Below are 16,057 nucleotides of genomic sequence, written 5' to 3'. Positions count from 1 at the left end.
TGCGTTCAATCTCAACGGGCCTTGGTCGGATCGCCGTACTGGATCGCCTGGCCTCCCGGAGAGGTCTCGATCCCAAACCGGTCGGCCGCCTGCCTAAGCGCATCCCGGTCCTTCTGGATCCCGACCAGGCTGGTGATCGCGAAGGTAGCGAGTTCGCGGTCCGGCGTGTGCGAGGCCTGGGTCTGGTACAGATCGACAAGACGGTCATGGAGGCGTAGCTGGGCCTCGACATAAGCCTTGCCGAATGCGTCGCCGCTGACGCCCGACAGCGACTGGACGGCTTCCTGCGCCATGCCTTCGCGCGCGTTTTCCGGATTGCTGACGGCGCCAGCGGCACCGAAGGCATCGGTGCGCTCGGGCTGCAGCTGATCGGCGGGAGGAAGGGTACGGCTGTCGGTCAGGCGCGTCAGGTCGCCAGTTAGCTTGACGTGGGTCTCCGCGATTCGCTGGGCAAGCGAACGAAGTTCGTCGTCCGGCGCCTTCTCCGCCGAGAGGCGCCCCAATTCAACCTGACCCTGGCTGGCCGCGGTCGCTTGCCTGAGGAACAGGGCATCCTCGCGCGGGAGCGACTGGCCCTGCTGCGGCGGAACCCGCGGGTCGGGGTCGGGCTTGATGTTGGCCTGTGACCAGGCCGGCCCGGAGAGGGCGGTGAGGCCGAGCAGGGCTAAAGTGATGATTTTGCGCATGATGACTCCTCCGGGGCCTGTCACCCCGTCAGCTGGCGGTAGATTGCGGGCAGCGCCGCGGGAAGGCGGGCGACATGCGGGAAGATGGCGTAGGATCCCGGCCCGAAGATGTAGGGCAGGTAATCACGGCCCTGGGCATCCACGGTGACGCCGAACAGCCGGAGACCGGCGCGCCGTGCCTCCTGGACGGCCACGCGGGTGTCCTCGATGGCGTAACGGCCCTCGTAGTGGTCTATGTCGTTCGGCTTGCCGTCGGTCAGGACCAGCAGCAGCCGGTGCGAGTGCGGCCGCCTGTCCAGCAATGCCGTGGCGTGGCGGATCGCGGTCCCCATGCGGGTGTAGCTGCCGGGCTTCAGCGCCTGGATGCGGCGGACCACGCGCGCACCGAGGTGCTCCTCGAAATCCTTGACGGTCCTGATATCGACGCGCTGGCGCCGGTGGGACGTGAAGGTCAGGACCGCGTGCTCGTCACCGCAGGCGGAAAGACCGTGCGTCAGCGCCAGCAGCGCCTCCTTCTCGACGTCGAGGACCCGGCGCTCCTCGACGTAAGAATCGGTGGACAGGGAGACGTCCACCAGGACGCAGACCGAGAGGTCGCGGGCGACGTTGCGCACGGCGGTGTAGACCCGCTCCGAGCCGATGCCACCGGCCCGCCGGTCGGCGACCGAGCGGACCAGGGCCGAGAGGTCAAGATCGTCGCCATCGGGTTGGCCGGTCATCACCTGACGGCGCGGGCGCATCGCCTCGAACTGACGGCGCACCAGGCGGATACGGCGCAGCGCATCCTCATCGGGACGCCACTCGTCACCTTCCAAAGATGCTGGTTCGGCGATCACCCGGCAGTGGTGGAGGTGATGACGGCGACGTTTCCAGTCCCACTCGGGATACGTGATCTCGGCCCGGATCGGCGCAATGTCCACCTCGTCGGCATTCAGATCGAGGTCCAGCTTCAGCCGAGTCGAAACCTTGCGCTCGTGCTGGCCGAGGGCGATCTCATCGAGATCCTCGGCTGCCTTCTTGGCGTCTTCCTCGTCGTCCTCCTCAGTCTTGCGGTTCAGGTTGACCATCTCCGCAAGGCCCAGGATCTTCTCGAAGCGGTTCAGCATCAGCGGGTCGTCGCGCCGGGTCTGGTCGTTCTCCCGTCGCGACGCTTTGCGGCGTTTGCCGTCACCCTCGGATCCGGCGCCGCCATCCTCGTCCCCTTCTGCCGGTGCGGTTCCCGGCCGGGGTTCGATGATCTCGCCCCACAGTGGGACCGGCAGGAAGGGGTGGTATCCCACCTTCGCCCGGAAACGGTCGAGCGAGGCTGTTGCGTCCATCACTGCGGCCAGCATCTCGGGATCCGGGCCGGCGTCGCCACCGATCAACTTTATGACCAGCGCTTCCACGGCCGCTTCCTGCCCGGACAGGCTGCGGCTGGGCCTGGCCATGAGGAGTGCCCGGCAGAGGCGCTGGTGAAGCGCACGCAGGCCCGGCCACTGAGCGATTGTAAGCTCTGTCGTTCGACGGGCGGCGCGCAATCGCGCGAGGTCGGCCTGCAGTGCATCAGGTGGAACGACCGGTGCGGCTTCGGCATGGGCGAAGAAGGCGGCGAGCCACTCGAAGAGTGCTGCATTGTCCGCCCGGTCGGGGAAGACGTCGATACGATCCGGGAGCTGGAGCGTGGCGCCGTCGTAGCGGGCGCGCTCCACCTTCTCGGTGCCCAGGCCGAGCCTCTGGATGAGGCCCAGGCGATGCTCTGAGACCTCTGCCGCGCCGCCGGCGAGACGGACAGCGCCGGGACCGCCAAACGCCCGGAACAGTACGCCGAGCTGGGTGCGCATCTCTTCCAGGCGAACCGCCGCTTGGGGATGACGCCGGTATGACGAGGCACTACCCACCAGGCGGTGCCATATGCCACCGACGAACTCCTCCGGCTCCCAGAACGATGCCATGAAGCACTCCTTAACCCAGCGTGAGTTCAACGACCCTCAGCAGGGCTTTCTTGACTTCCGGGTCGTCGGTCAGCGGCTCGATCATGGCGGCCAGGATGGCCTCCTCAGACTTCATGCCGGAATGGATCAGAGTGGCGCAGTAGACGAGCAGGCGGGTCGATACCCCTTCCTCGAGATCCTGCCCCTTGAGATCCCGGAGTGCGTTGCCGAGGCGAACCAGCGGCGCCACCCGGTCCCTCGCCAATCCGCTCTCCTGGACGACGATCGTGGTCTCGGCCTCGGGAGGCGGGAAGCCGAACTCAATGGCGACGAATCGTTGGCGAGTCGAGGGCTTCAGCGATTTGAGAATGTTTTGGTAGCCCGGATTATAGGAGACGATCAGCATGAACTCGGGCGGGGCCTCCAGCAGCTCCCCGGTGCGCTCCAGCGGCAGCAGGCGGCGGTCGTCGGTCAGCGGATGCAGCACGACGGTGACGTCCTTCCGCGCCTCGACAACCTCGTCCAGGTAGCAGACGGCACCCTCGCGCACGGCCCGGGTCAGCGGGCCATCGGTCCAGACCGTGTCGCCGCCCTTGAGCAGGTAACGCCCGGTCAGGTCGGCGGCCGTCAGGTCGTCGTGGCAGGAGACGGTGTGGATCGGGCGCCCGAGTCGCGCCGCCATGTGACTTACGAAGCGGGTCTTGCCGCAGCCGGTCGGCCCCTTGAGCAGCAGCGGCAGCCGGTTGCGGTAGGCATGCTCGAACAGCGCCACTTCGTTGCCGGTCGGCGTGTAGAAGGGAACGGCGGCGGATGCCGCCGTTCCTCCCATCGGGTTGTCCATAGCCGCGGCCATCACTCGGCCGGCGCCACGGAGGACTGCATGCGCGCCGGCGCCTGTTCGCGGGCCGGGCCGAACATCGCATAGACGAACAGGAGCACGGAGATCACGACGAAGACGCCGGACCCGAGGCGCATCCAGTAGAACAGCGCCAGCTGCTCCTGGACCTCCATGTAGGTCAGCCCCATGACGCGCTGGAGATGGATCTGCACGACGCCGCCGAAAGTGAGCACGAAGGTCATGAAGGCCATGGCCGAGGTCATGATCCAGAACGTCCACATGTTGAGCACCTGGTTGTAGGGTGCGCGGCCCCGCAGGTGCGGCATGGCGTAGCTGATGATCGACAGGACCAGCATCACGTAGGCGCCGAAGAAGGCGAGATGGCCGTGCGCCGCGGTGACCTGGGTGCCGTGGCTGTAGTAGTTGACGAAGGACAGGGTGTGCATGAAGCCCCACACGCCGGCGCCGAAGAAGGCGAAGACGGGCGTGCCCAGCGTCCACAGGAAGGCCGCCCTGTTCGGGTGATCGCGCCGTCCTTTCCAGGCCATGGTGAACGCGAACAGCACCATGACGAAGAACGGGGCGACTTCCAGCGTCGAGAAGATCGAGCCGATCCACTGCCAGTAGCCCGGGGCGCCGATCCAGTAGTAGTGGTGGCCGGTGCCGAGCAGGCCGGAGAACAGCGCCAGGCCGACGATGGCGTAGAGCCACTTCTCCACCACCTCGCGATCGACGCCGGTCAGCTTGATCACCAGGAAGGCGAGGATGGAGGCCATGATGAGCTCCCACACGCCTTCGACCCAGAGGTGGACGACGTACCACCAGTACATCTTGTCAACGGCAAGGTTCGACGGGTTGTAGAAGGCGAACAGGAAAAACAGCGCGAGGCCCCACAGGCCCAGCAGCAGAACATTGGCGACCGCCGTCTTGCGGCCCTTCAGCACGGTCAGGGAGACGTTGTAGAGGAAGATCAGGGCTGCCACGACGATGCCGATCTTGACCCAGAGCGGCTGCTCGAGGAACTCACGCCCGCCGTGAATGCCGAAAGTGTAGCCGATCACGGCACCCAGGGCGCCCACCATCAGGATCGCCAGCTGGACATAGGCCAGCATCGGGCTCTCGATGTCGCGCTCCGCCTCCTCCGGGATCAGGTAGTAGGCCGAGCCGAAGAAGCCCAGCAGGAGCCAGACGATCAGCGCATTGGTGTGGATCATGCGCAAAATATTGAAAGGCAGGATCTCGGCCAGGAAATTGGGCACGGCGTAGACGGTTGCCGCCAGTGCGCCGACCAGCACCTGGACGACGAACAGCGTCATCGCGCAGGCGAAATACCAGTAGGCGATTCGTTGGGTATCGTACTTCATTCGGTGGCTCCCCTCCGGCCAGCGTCGTTTTTCCGCAGGTTCATATTCCGTCGTACCTCAGCCCGCGTCGTTCGGCGGCCAGCCCTGCGTGTTGATGCGGCTGGTCCACTCCAGGAAGTCGGAAAGGTCGTTCAGTTCCTGGTCGGTGAGGTTGAACTGCGGCATCTGGCGGCGCCCCTCGATGCCGCTGGGCTGGGACTGCATCCACGCGACCAGGGCCGCCCGGGCACCCTCCGGGTCTTCCCGGCCGCCGTAGCGGACCCAGACATTGCCGAGTTCGGGCGCGAAGTAGGCGCCCTCGCCAAGCAGCGAGTGGCAGTTGATGCAGGAGTGCTTCTCCCAGACATGTTTGCCGCGCACGACGCCCTCGGTCAGCGTCGATTCATCAGTGCTGACCGTCACCATGTAGTAGTGGCTGTGGAGCGTGAGCGCCACGAAGGTGACGAAGAAGAATGCGGAACCGCCGTAGAAAATGTTGCGGACGGCTGATTTTGTGAACCGTTCGGTCATCACCTAACCTCAGTTGAGCGCCCTCCGGCACTTTCTCGGGGATGATCATCACCGGATGGGAATTTTGAACACGCACCCAGGGCATTGCCTGCTCGCTGTGCTCTTGTGAGGGCAGATTGGTTTCGCGTGCCGCAGGAACCCTGCTTGCTTCTTATGTACGTGACCCGCGTCCCGTCGGATGCATATCCGTTCTCCTTTGATGAACTTCAGGGGAGTACATAACCACCATCGTGGATGTGAAACCTTGCTCCAACGCAAGGTTTCACTTTTTTGTCAAAGATTTCCGCGGATTCTTCCCTGGGTAGGCGATTACAATCATGCCGAGGTGATCGATCTCATACTTATTTGCAGAGAGAGCGGTGGTGGCCGCAGGTCGCCTGTCATAGCTGGTGCCTCGGGACATCCACCGAGCCGGTACTAAAGTTCTAGTAAATAGGACTGTTCCGCGTCGTGGCTTCGATTGCCTCATGTCCCAACCAATTATCGGGCTTCTGAGGCGGTTATATGCCTAATGCTGCTGATCATCAGGCTCTGCTTATCCGCTGACGGAAAAATATTGTCCATGAGCGGGGGCCTGGTTTATGGTCCGCCGACGTACAAAGTCGATGAATATTGGAACGGGGTATGATTGATTTCACTTACGATCCGGACCGCGACACCTTCATCGGCTTGACCGAAATCGGAACTTACATCGCTTCCTCCACCGGCCGTCGGGATGTACGCCAGACCGATCACCCCCACAAGAATACCGTCGTTTACACCATGATTTTCCAGCCCGCCGGCGCCGGAGAGTCGCAGCGGCATATCCTCGGGGAGGGGCGTGAGGCGGTGGTCACGGTGCGGGCTTTGGAGCACTATATCGAGCATTGCCTGCTCCGGGATAGTTCTGAGGCCTGAGCGACTCCGCATATCCGAAGCAGCCAAGTAGTACCATGTCGGCCTGCAGAACCGGACAACAGGAATTCTTCTGGTTGGCTCTGGCTGAGGGTTCCGGCATATCTGCGTCTCCGCCCTCCTGCTTTTGACCAGGATCAAGCACCGCGCTCCTGCCTCGGGAGATGATGCGGCCACGCATCCGTCACCGTTTCCGAGGCCCCACCCGTGACCAATCCGACCGCCACCGCGTCCGCTCAGCACCGGCCCTACGTTCTGTTCGCTCTGGGCTTCCGGCCTTTCTACCTGCTTGCAGCCGGCCTCGCCGCTGCCTGGATCCCGCTGTGGGTGATGGTCTGGCACGGGCATTTCACCATCCCAAGTGGCTTCAGCGCGGTCGGCTGGCATACCCACGAGATGCTGTTCGGGTTCACCTCGGCCGTCCTGGTAGGGTTCTTGCTGACCGCGATCCCCAACTGGACAGGCCGACCGACAGCCACCGGCTTGAAGCTCGCCGGGCTGGCCGCCCTCTGGGTCGCGGGCCGCGTGGTCATGCTGGCGGGTGCCGGCCTGCCATGGCAGGTAGTCGCCGCGGTGGATACCGCCTTCCTGCCGCTGGCGGCCGCATCCATGCTGCCGCCCCTGGTGGCGACCCGGAACCGGCGCAACATCGCTTTTCCGTTCGTCCTGATCTTCCTGGCATTGGCGAACCTCACCCTGCATCTGGACGCGGCCGGCATCGCCCCGCTCGGGGCGGAAGCCACGCGCGCGGTGCTCGCGGCCCTGCTGGTGATCCTGGTGATCATGGGCGGGCGGGTGATCCCGTTCTTCACCAAGAACCGTCTGCCTGTGGCAGGCGCCGACCGCAGCGAGCGGCTGGATACCCTCGCCACGGCGGCGACCGCACTGGCCGCGGTGCTTTCCGTCCTGGCGCCGCTAACACCGGCGAGCGGTGTCGCGGCCCTCGCCTCGGCATCACTGCTGGTCGCCCGCGCGCTGCCCTGGAAACCGTGGGCGACGCGCAGTGTTCCGATGCTCTGGGTGCTGCACGCCGGCCACGCCTGGATCGCGGTGGCGCTGTTCCTGCGCGCGGCGCTGGATCTAGGACTCGATCTGCCGGTCAGCACGCCCGATCATGCCTTCACCATCGGCGGCATCGGCGTCCTGACCCTGGGCATGATGGCCCGCACCGCCCGCGGCCATACCGGACGCCCGCTTGAGGCGACCCGTCTCATGACCGCCGCCTTCACCATCATCAACCTCGCCGCCCTGGTCCGGGTCTTCGGCCCGATCGCAGCGCCGGAGTTCCAGGCCCCTGTGATCGGATTGTCCGGGTTGTTGTGGGCAACAGCTTTCGTCCTCTTTCTGGTGGAGTGTGTTCCCGTTTTGCTGGGACCCCGTGTAGATGGACGGCCAGGATGAGCAAGATTCATGGGTGTCCATGAACCTCGCGCTCCACACGCGTTAACAGATCCACGAAGAACGGGATTTCGTCCGCTTTCAGCCTGCCGTGTCCTATCAGGAATTCGGCGACAGGACGGCCGGTTCCCTTGCCGTAGAGCTTGTCATCTCGGATGAGGAGCGAGTCCCGTGCCAGCGCGGCCGCAGTATCATGGCAGCTGCCGCATCGGTCCTTGAACTGGGGGCCGGTGCTTGCCTGGGCCAGCAGCATGTCATGGACCGGGATCACGAGCTCCAGCGGGAGATGATGATTGCTCAGGAAGCCGAGCAGCTCATCCTTATGGCGCCGTCCCGTCAGCTTGCCATCCCTGACCGTCAGGAAGCGGCGCGAGAATTCGGCTGAGTGGCCATGACATTCCGCACAGGTCTGATCCCAGAAATGGTGCAGATCGACGGCGGTGGCATCCATCGTTAAGGACAAGAGGACGGCGGAAGCGAAAACGCGTGCTGGGATCCGCATGAAGCACTCCGGATCAGAAGATGATACGTGTTCCACGTCATCGTTGACGGTCATGATGCCAGCGTAAAAACATTCCGGACACCGTTAAGTCCACGCTGTTGCTGGCCTGTAGCGAAAGTTGCTCCGATCGGGTGTTGCGTAAGACCGTTTTCGGAACGCAGAATGTAAAGGGCGTTCAGGCCCTGGGCATCGGCAAAGGCGACGCCGGCGGCCTCGCCCATGACCATCAGCGCCGTGGCCCAGGCATCGGCCTCCATGCAGGTACCGGCCAGCACCGTGACCGATGCCACGCGGTTGTTCAGCGGCCCGCCGGTGCGTGCGTCCATCGTGTGGGACAGACGCATCCGCCCAACATCGACCCAGTGGCGATAGTCGCCCGAGGTCGCGACCGCCGCGTCCTGAAGCGTCAGCACGGAAATCGGCTCGCGCATCTCGTAATCGGGCTTTTCGATCGCGACGGTCCAGGGCCTGCCATCGGCCCGCATGCCTTTCGCGCGCAACTCCCCGTCAAGGCCGGCAAGGGCCGATGCGATCCCGAACCTCTCGATCACCGCCATCATCCGGTCCACGCCATAGCCTTTGGCGATGCCCGACAGGTCCAGTTGCAAGTTTCCGTGCTTGCGGGCGCGGCACCGTTCGGTGTCCAGTTCCAGCACGTCATGGGCGGGAAGGCGGCTTTGGCCCAGATGCGCGCGGATCGCTCCGGCGTCCGCCGTCTGGGGGCCGAAGCCCCAGGCGTTGGTCAGGTCGCCCAGTCCGATGTCGAAGGCCCCGTTCGAGACGCGCCCGATCTCCAGCCCCTTAGCCAGCACCCGCATCAGTGCTGGCGGCAGATCGACCCAAAGGCCCGGAGGCGCCGCATTCATCCGCATCAGGTCGCTGGCAGGCTTCCAGGTGGACATCTGGCAGTCGATCTCGTCCACGGCCCGCGCCAGCGCGGCGCGCAGCCCGTCGGGATCGGTCGAGGCGGGGGCATGGACCAGCGCCGACCAGCGTGTTCCCATCGTCGGTCCGTTCAGGGCGCGGCGGGTCATCTCAATAGACATCTTCGGCATACCTTCCTCGCGCTTTCAGCGTTGCCGGGGTCAGGCCGAGCGGGGTCAGCACGTCGTCGAGCGCCGACCTGACGCCATCGGCCATGTTGCGCCCGCCGCAGACCATGATCTGTGCGCCCTGCGCGATCATCGCCCGCAGCGCATCTGCGTCCCGCCGGATATGGTCCTGCACATAATCGCGGCCCGCGACTCGGGAAAAGGCGGTGGTCACGCGGGACAGGCGCTTGTCGCCCAGCCACCCGGCGATCTCGCCTTCGTAGAGGTAATCAGAGGCCGGATCGCGCCCGCCGAAGTAGAGGTGCATCGGCTGGCGGCGGCGATTGCCACGGACAAATCCCGCAAGAGGCCCGACCCCGGTGCCGGCACCGATCAGGATCACCGGCGCGCGGCCGCGCACGGGTCGGAAATCGGGGTTGGGTTTGATGAAGGCCTCGATCCGGTCCCCAGGCCGCAGAGCGTGCAAATGGCCCGAGCACAGCCCGCCCGGATGCTTGCGCACGCAAATCTCCAACCACCCGTCACTCGTGCCCGAGGCCAGTGAGTAATAGCGCGGCATGCCATTGCCCGGCGGCAGGATGCCCACCAGATCGCCCGCGGCAAAGCGCGGGAAGGCCCGACCCGTCAGCCGCGCCAGCAGGCCACGGCGCGGCAGGGCGAAGCGGAAGATGCTGGTGGGTGCCTGCACCGCCTCGCCATAGTCGCTGCGCGCGAGCAACGTCAGCGCGTGGCTGCGCGGGCGGACGGGCACATGGGTCAGAGGCAGCGCTTCGCCCAAAACCTCGGACAGTGCGGCACCCCAGCGTGCGAACGCCTGCGTGGACTGACAGTCGATGGTGGCAAGCGGCATCAGCGATGGCCAGCCCTTCCGAGCCAGCGCCGTCTCGACATCTCGCGCGAACCGGCAGAATTTCGGGAACTGCCGGTCTCCGAAGCCTAGGACCGCGACGGGGCAGGAGGGTGCTGTCCGCATCGCGTCAAGCCGCGCCATGAAGTGTTTGGCCGACGCGGGCTCCGTCCCATCGCCATAGGTCGCGGCGAGGATCAGCATCCGGTCGGCACACGGATAGGCGGGTGCCAAGCTGTCCATCGCGCCGGTATGCACCTTGTGGCCGTTCGCGGTCAGAGCATCGTGCAAGGTGCGCGCGAAACCCCAGGTGCTGCCGCTCTCGCTGCCGACAAGGATGATGGTATCGGCCGACCGCGCGGATATATTCGCCCTGATCCGGGACCGCGTACTGCGGCGCGATGCCCAGACCAGCACACCGGTTATTGACATCACGGGCACGGCCAGCGCCGTTGTCCCGAGGATCAGGCCGAGCCACCAAAGGCCCTGCCCGGTGTGCAGCATGTAGATCGTTTGGTAGACCTGCTGTGCCACGCCATGGTCCCGCCACACCAGCATCTGGCCGGTAGACTGATCGACATAACCATCGCCCGTGGCGGTCTTGATGCCGTAGGCATCCGTCGGGTCATCCGGGTAGGGGAAGGTCAACTCGCGCAGGTCGCCCAGGTCGATGCTCCGGAAAGCGTCGATCCGGTCCACCGGCATGGTCGGGCCGCCATTCACCTCCGCCGGCAAGTCAGGGGCCTTGGCTGTGCCGCCGGGGATAACGTCGAACGTCGCCAGCGACATGTACATTCCGGTGAACGCCGACAGCATCAGCCCCGCCGCCGCCATTCGCCCGTAATCGACATGCAGGCGCTGGCGGCGCGAGCCGCGCGCCCGGCCCAGGATTCGCAGCCATCCCCCCATGCGCCGCGCGGTCATCTGAAGGCCCGACACCACCAGCATCAACATCGCCAGCGCCCCCAGCCCGGCGGCAATCCGTCCGGCATCGCCCAGAAAGAGCGACCGGTGCAGGTTGGTCACCCAGCGTTCAACGCCGGAAGGCGCATAGTCCGCGACCGCCTGGCCACTCACCGGGTTCACGACCACCGAGGCGGGGATGCCATTTTCGAAATACAGAACAGTGACCTTCCCCGAAGGCGCGCGCCGTATCTGCTCGATGCCCGGATAGCGGCCCGCGAGCCAACCGGCCAAATCGGCCACGCTGACCGTACCCACCGGTGCGGTGACGGCGCCGCTGCGCTCCAGCGCGGGAAAGACCGACAGAACCGCACCACTCAGCGCCAGGACGCTGACCAGAAGTGCCGCAAGAAGGCCGGGAAATTTGTGAAGCTGACGCAGCACGACGAACCGCCTTTCGGAAGTCGGAATCACAGGCCGTAGGTGAAGTTGCGGATATAGCGGCGGCCCGATGCCGGCTGGCCGGCCCCGGTGCTCGTGAGCGCGACAACCACCTCGGATGGGCTGTCGCGCATATCCTCGACCGCGACGTCGATGTGCAGCTTGTAGCCCGCGTCGAACAGGGCGTCGGCTAGATCGAGCGTGATCTTGAGCGTGCCCCCGGCGCCGACGCTGGCCCCGGTGATGCCGTTGATCTCCGCCGCATTTCCGCCGGTGGCGCTGTGCCAGTCGCGCAGATGCTCGTAGTATTTGGTTTTGCCGCCCGCCATCCAGAGGCTGCCGGCATAGGCGCCCTTCGCATCGGTCACATAGAGCGCCAGATAGGCTCCATCCCCACCGTAATCGTTCAGCGTGGTGGTCAGCGTGACGGGTTTCGCCATGGCGATCTGCGGCAGGGTCAGCGCGGTAGTCAGAGCGAGAGCGGCGAGCAGGGATTTCATTGTTTGAGCCTCCGGTAACGTATCCGATGGGGCCAAACTGACCGGGCCACCTGACACGCCCCTGAACGTCGGAAGAAATCAGCTTCAGGTCGCCGTCAGGTTCGCGTTGGCTTCAAAGAAAGACGCCCCGCGCGAGGGGCGGGGCGTAGCGGGAGGACGATGCGGCATGGAGGGAACGTCGGGTCGGATCGACCGGATTGCTTATCCCGACTCAATTGGCGACTGTGTGCCAGTCGGGGTGATCGAAGTAGTCGCCGTAGGCGTGAAGTGTCCGCATCAGCTTGATGGCGCCCTCGACACGGCCATTGTCGTTCCTCATCATTTCGGCGCCATCGAGAATGTCGGAGATGACCAGGTGGAGCTGGGCATCGGCTTCCGGTGGCAAACGGCAGTTCCGGACGACGCCATTGACCTGGCTCTCCACCCGGTCAGCCAAGGCAGCGTACTCGGCCGCCGAAAAGCTGCCCCCATGGATCTGGCTCAATGAGGCGCGCAGGATGGCGCGAATCCCGGTCATCCCCTCGCGCAGGGCGGTGTCGCTTGGCCACTTCTGACCATCGTTGAGGGTCAACTCGGCAATTGCCGCGCCGGTGCCGGCGTGCCCTTGGTGGGAAGGCGAAGCCGCCGCCAGCCCAACCCCGGCCGTGGCGCACATCAGGCTTGCCGCAAGCAGCGCGGACAGCAGAGGCTTTTGTACGTTCATGACTTGAACTCCTCTAAAAAGATCCTGACCAGTGGATCACAGACGTGGATCATCACTCGACAGTCACGGAAGGCCGTGCGCCATTGTTGAACAGGCGGTTGGCGGGCGGCGTCTGCTGCGCGGGGGCCGGCGCCGTGGTGCGCGCTCCAGTCACATAGCGCGACGGGTCGGCGCCGGGGCGGAACTCGACCTCCAACCTGACCAGCGCCAGCGTGCCCGGATCAAGCGTCGCCTCGACGTCATTGCCGTCCGTGTCCCGGCCCTTGACCTCGTAGCAGCCGTCATCGACCTTGACGCGCCGGACTTGCCATCCGAACCCCTCGACCGTGGCCACCACCGCCTCACGCGGCTGCCACTCGGACATGGTTGTACGGCAATCGTCCTCGTCGGCCAGCACCGATCCCGCGCCAAGAGAGCTAAGCAGGACGGCAACGGCAAGAACTGTCTTTCTCATCTTTGATATTCCCATAATGGGATGGCGATGCCTTATCTCTGACACCCCATCCTGAAGGTCACCTGAAGTCTTCATTGAAATCCGCTTCAGGTGGCCGTCAGCTTCGCACGGCATTAAGAGGCGGCAAGATCATGAGGAGTCGGACAAATGCGTGTGCTTCTGGTGGAGGACGACACGATCCTGGGCGCCGCCGTGCGCGACCAGATCCGCGCCGACGGCCATTCGGTGGATTGGGTCACACGGCTGGACGCCGCCGACGATCATGTGGCAATCGCTTCCTACGACCTGATCCTGCTGGACCTGATGCTGCCTGATGGGCGGGGTATTCATTTCCTGCGCGGCTTGCGCGCCAGAGGCGATGTGTCGCCTGTCATCATCCTGACTGCACTCGACCAGATCTCGGACCGGGTCGAGGGGCTGAACGCGGGAGCCGATGATTACATGGTCAAACCTTTCGATTTGTCGGAACTGTCGGCGCGGCTGAAAGCGGTGGCGCGCAGGTATTCCGGCAATCCCAACCCGCTGATCAAGATCGGCGACCTCACGATCGACCTTGCCGCGCGGCGGGTCACCCGCGCGGGGAAACCGGTGGCGCTGACCGCCCGCGAATGGGTCCTTTTCGAAGCGTTCGTGCAGCGCCCCGGTCAGCTGATGTCGAGGGCGCAATTGGAAGAGCGGCTCTATGCCTTCGATGACGAGGTCGAAAGCAACACGACCGAGGTCCATATCAGTCGCTTGCGCAAGAAGCTGGGGCACGAGGTCATCGAGACCGTGCGCGGTATCGGCTATCGCCTGGGGGCTGGCGGATGACCGTGCCGCGCAGCCTTCAGGGGCGGCTGGCGCTGGCGCTGGCGCTTGGGCTGACGGTGCTGTGGACGGCGGCGGCCGTGGTGACGACCCTTATTCTGCACGCGGAACTAGATCAGGTCTTCGACAGCGCGCTTGAGGAAACGGGGCAGCGGATACTGCCGGTTGCCGTACTGGAGATACTCAACCGCGAAGAGGACGACGCCATTACGCAGCGCGTGGCAACGCTGCGCGCGCATGAGGAATATTTCACCTATCTTGTGCGCGATGCCGGGGGCACGGTGCTGATGCGCTCGCATGCGGCGGACGAGGCCGCTTTCCCACCCTTTACCGGCACGGGCTTCGCCTCGACGCCCACGCATCGCATCTATCACGACGCGGCCCTGCAGGGCACGGTCACGATTTCGGTGGCCGAACCCCTGGCGCACCGCCGCGAAGTCGCGCACGAAGCGGTTTGGGCGCTGGCCCTGCCGCTTGTCCTGCTGGTTCCGCTCAGCCTTCTAGGGGTCTGGGCGCTGGTGCGGGGCTCGATTCGGCCGATCCGGGCATTCCGGGATGCGATCGCGATGCGCGGCAGCGGCGATCTTGCCCCAGTGCCGGCGGGTGGTCTCCCTGCCGAAATCGAACCTGTCGCCGGAGCGGTGAACGCTCTTCTGGACCGACTGCGCCGCGCGCTGGAAGCCGAGCGCAGCTTCACTGCCAACGCCGCCCATGAACTGCGCACGCCCGTTGCAGCGGCACTTGCGCAAACCCAGCGTCTGATCGCCGAAACCGGTGAGGGCGCCGCCCGCGACCGTGCCCTGGAGATTGAAACGGCGCTCAGGCGCCTTTCGCGTTTGTCGGAGAAACTGATGCAGCTGGCTCGGGCCGAGGGCGGGCGCCTGCGGGCCGAGCGGGAAATGGATATTGCACCGGTCCTTGGCATGGTTGTGGATGAGCTGCGCAAAGAGGCGGGCGAGGCAGGCCGGATCGAGATCGAGATGCCCCAGGGTGAAATCCTGTCCTACATGGATCCTGACGCCTTCGCCATTCTGGCCCGGAACCTGATCGAAAACGCCCTGCGCCATGGCGCTGCGCATGAACCGGTGCGCATCGCGCTGACGCGGTGCGGTGTACTGCGCGTCATTAATGGCGGCCCGCTCGTACCGCCCGAAATCCTCAACCGTTTGTCTCGCCGCTTCGAGCGTGGCCAGACCGCTGCCGACGGCTCGGGGCTAGGCCTCGCCATTGCCGACGCCATCGCCAAAGGCGCCGGAGGCCGGCTTGTGCTGTATTCCCCGGCATCCGGCCGTACCGACGGGTTCGAAGCGGTTCTGTCTCTCGATGGCGCCACGTGAGCTTCTGGTCGAACCCGTTATTGAAGGCAGGTGGTAGACACACCCTTTTTGTTCCCTCGTCGGAACGCGAAGGATGTCGTTTGAACACCGTAGGCTGCCCATTTCCGACCAGGTTTGATATGATCGTGGTCTGATCTTGATCCTCCTGATTACAGCCACATGGCAGCCATCACAGGGAACAGCCTCGTTCATGCCCACTCTGCCTGCCGGTCTATCTGCACGGGATGCTGATCTCGTGCGCAACTTGCCAATGTTCGAGCAACTCGCCGAACAGGATCTCGCCTCGCTGCTGACGACCGCCACGGTGCGGACGGTGGAGCGGGGAGCCGACCTGTTCATGCAGGGAGATCCGGCGGATCGGTTCTTTGTCGTGCTGGAAGGCTGGGCGAAGCTGTACCGGGTCAACCGTGACGGGGCCGAGGCCGTGATCCGGATGGTGAATGCTGGCGAGAGCTTTGCCGAAGCGGCCATGTTTGCGGGGGGCCATTTCCCTGTCAGCGCCCAGGCGGTGACGGACCTCCGCGTGCTGTCGATCACATCCAAGGCATTCGCCCGCTGCGTCCAGTCGGACGTCAGGACGGCGTTCGCTATGCTGGGCTCCCTGTCCACGCGCCTGCGCATGCTGGTCCAGCAGGTCGAGCAGCTTCAGGTCCAGTCCGCTCCCCAGCGGGCCGGCAGCTTCCTGCTCAAACTGTGCCCTCCGGGCGGAGGCAACGCTTCCTTCAAGCTTCCGCTGGAGAAATCCCTGGTCGCAAGGCGGCTCGGGATCCAGCCCGAGACTTTCTCCCGGGCGCTCGCGAAGCTGCGGCCGATCGGCGTCGAGGTTCACGGCTCGGTGGTGTCGATCGCTGATATCGATGCCCTACGGGAGTTCTGCCTGGAGGATGAGGATACCCCCGAGGACTGAG

16 protein-coding genes are annotated in these 16,057 nt (G+C 65.0%); 5 read left to right on the top strand and 11 right to left on the bottom strand.

Features of this window, described 5'->3' with window-relative positions:
* Positions 1 to 11: 11 nt before the first annotated feature.
* Genes JL101_RS26105 through JL101_RS26085 form a run of 5 tightly spaced genes read right to left on the bottom strand, consistent with a single transcriptional unit; the run spans position 12 to position 5,311 of the window.
* Positions 12 to 686, bottom strand: a complete 675-nt coding sequence (locus tag JL101_RS26105) for a DUF4142 domain-containing protein (protein WP_203102240.1) — start codon at positions 684 to 686, stop codon at positions 12 to 14.
* Positions 687 to 706: 20 nt separating this feature from the next.
* Positions 707 to 2,620 (bottom strand): nitric oxide reductase activation protein NorD, encoded by a 1,914-nt coding sequence (locus JL101_RS26100; RefSeq protein WP_203102242.1) that lies wholly within the window; start codon positions 2,618 to 2,620, stop codon positions 707 to 709.
* Between the two features lie 10 nt (positions 2,621 to 2,630).
* Positions 2,631 to 3,428, bottom strand: coding sequence for a CbbQ/NirQ/NorQ/GpvN family protein (locus JL101_RS26095; protein WP_228435168.1), 798 nt, complete (start codon positions 3,426 to 3,428; stop codon positions 2,631 to 2,633).
* Between the two features lie 23 nt (positions 3,429 to 3,451).
* Complete coding sequence (locus JL101_RS26090; RefSeq protein WP_202684832.1) at positions 3,452 to 4,801, bottom strand: cbb3-type cytochrome c oxidase subunit I; 1,350 nt, start codon at positions 4,799 to 4,801, stop codon at positions 3,452 to 3,454.
* Positions 4,802 to 4,858: 57 nt separating this feature from the next.
* Complete coding sequence (locus JL101_RS26085) at positions 4,859 to 5,311, bottom strand: c-type cytochrome (RefSeq protein WP_202684831.1); 453 nt, start codon at positions 5,309 to 5,311, stop codon at positions 4,859 to 4,861.
* Between the two features lie 624 nt (positions 5,312 to 5,935).
* Here JL101_RS26085 and JL101_RS26080 point away from each other — a divergent pair.
* On the top strand, positions 5,936 to 6,208 hold the full coding sequence (locus JL101_RS26080) for a hypothetical protein (protein WP_203102246.1): 273 nt from the start codon (positions 5,936 to 5,938) through the stop codon (positions 6,206 to 6,208).
* Positions 6,209 to 6,412: 204 nt separating this feature from the next.
* A complete protein-coding gene (locus JL101_RS26075) occupies positions 6,413 to 7,606 on the top strand; it encodes an NnrS family protein (protein WP_203102247.1) in 1,194 nt (397 codons plus the stop codon).
* A gap of 7 nt (positions 7,607 to 7,613) precedes the next feature.
* On the opposite strand, the gene JL101_RS26070 is transcribed toward JL101_RS26075, so the two are convergent.
* The 6 genes from JL101_RS26070 to JL101_RS26045 form a co-directional block, all read right to left on the bottom strand.
* Positions 7,614 to 8,159: a hypothetical protein gene (locus tag JL101_RS26070; RefSeq protein ID WP_203102249.1), complete on the bottom strand. Its 546-nt coding sequence runs from the start codon at positions 8,157 to 8,159 to the stop codon at positions 7,614 to 7,616.
* A complete protein-coding gene (locus JL101_RS26065; RefSeq protein WP_203102251.1) occupies positions 8,156 to 9,160 on the bottom strand; it encodes an FAD:protein FMN transferase in 1,005 nt (334 codons plus the stop codon). Before JL101_RS26065 ends, JL101_RS26070 begins: the two co-directional genes overlap by 4 nt.
* Complete coding sequence (locus JL101_RS26060) at positions 9,141 to 11,351, bottom strand: PepSY domain-containing protein (protein ID WP_203102253.1); 2,211 nt, start codon at positions 11,349 to 11,351, stop codon at positions 9,141 to 9,143. The genes JL101_RS26065 and JL101_RS26060 overlap by 20 nt, the downstream gene beginning before the upstream one ends.
* A gap of 26 nt (positions 11,352 to 11,377) precedes the next feature.
* A complete protein-coding gene (locus tag JL101_RS26055; protein ID WP_203102255.1) occupies positions 11,378 to 11,848 on the bottom strand; it encodes a DUF2271 domain-containing protein in 471 nt (156 codons plus the stop codon).
* Positions 11,849 to 12,059: 211 nt separating this feature from the next.
* On the bottom strand, positions 12,060 to 12,551 hold the full coding sequence (locus JL101_RS26050; protein ID WP_203102257.1) for a hypothetical protein: 492 nt from the start codon (positions 12,549 to 12,551) through the stop codon (positions 12,060 to 12,062).
* A 52-nt stretch (positions 12,552 to 12,603) separates the two neighbouring features.
* A complete protein-coding gene (locus JL101_RS26045; RefSeq protein ID WP_203102258.1) occupies positions 12,604 to 13,005 on the bottom strand; it encodes a PepSY domain-containing protein in 402 nt (133 codons plus the stop codon).
* Positions 13,006 to 13,152: 147 nt separating this feature from the next.
* Between JL101_RS26045 and JL101_RS26040 the strand changes: the two genes are divergently transcribed.
* The 3 genes from JL101_RS26040 to JL101_RS26030 all read left to right on the top strand — a co-directional run bounded on the left by JL101_RS26040 (position 13,153) and on the right by JL101_RS26030 (position 16,056).
* The gene (locus tag JL101_RS26040) at positions 13,153 to 13,815 is read left to right on the top strand and encodes a response regulator (RefSeq protein WP_203102259.1); all 663 of its coding nucleotides are present in this window, start codon (positions 13,153 to 13,155) and stop codon (positions 13,813 to 13,815) included.
* Complete coding sequence (locus JL101_RS26035) at positions 13,812 to 15,149, top strand: HAMP domain-containing sensor histidine kinase (protein WP_203102260.1); 1,338 nt, start codon at positions 13,812 to 13,814, stop codon at positions 15,147 to 15,149. Before JL101_RS26040 ends, JL101_RS26035 begins: the two co-directional genes overlap by 4 nt.
* Before the next feature lie 235 nt (positions 15,150 to 15,384).
* Positions 15,385 to 16,056 (top strand): Crp/Fnr family transcriptional regulator, encoded by a 672-nt coding sequence (locus JL101_RS26030; RefSeq protein WP_228435167.1) that lies wholly within the window; start codon positions 15,385 to 15,387, stop codon positions 16,054 to 16,056.
* Position 16,057 lies beyond the last annotated feature (1 nt).

It is taken from the genome of Skermanella rosea, from assembly GCF_016806835.2.
In the GTDB taxonomy this organism is placed as follows: domain Bacteria; phylum Pseudomonadota; class Alphaproteobacteria; order Azospirillales; family Azospirillaceae; genus Skermanella; species Skermanella rosea.
Note: the sequence above shows the minus strand (reverse complement) of the source record. Positions and strands in the feature narration are given on the sequence as shown.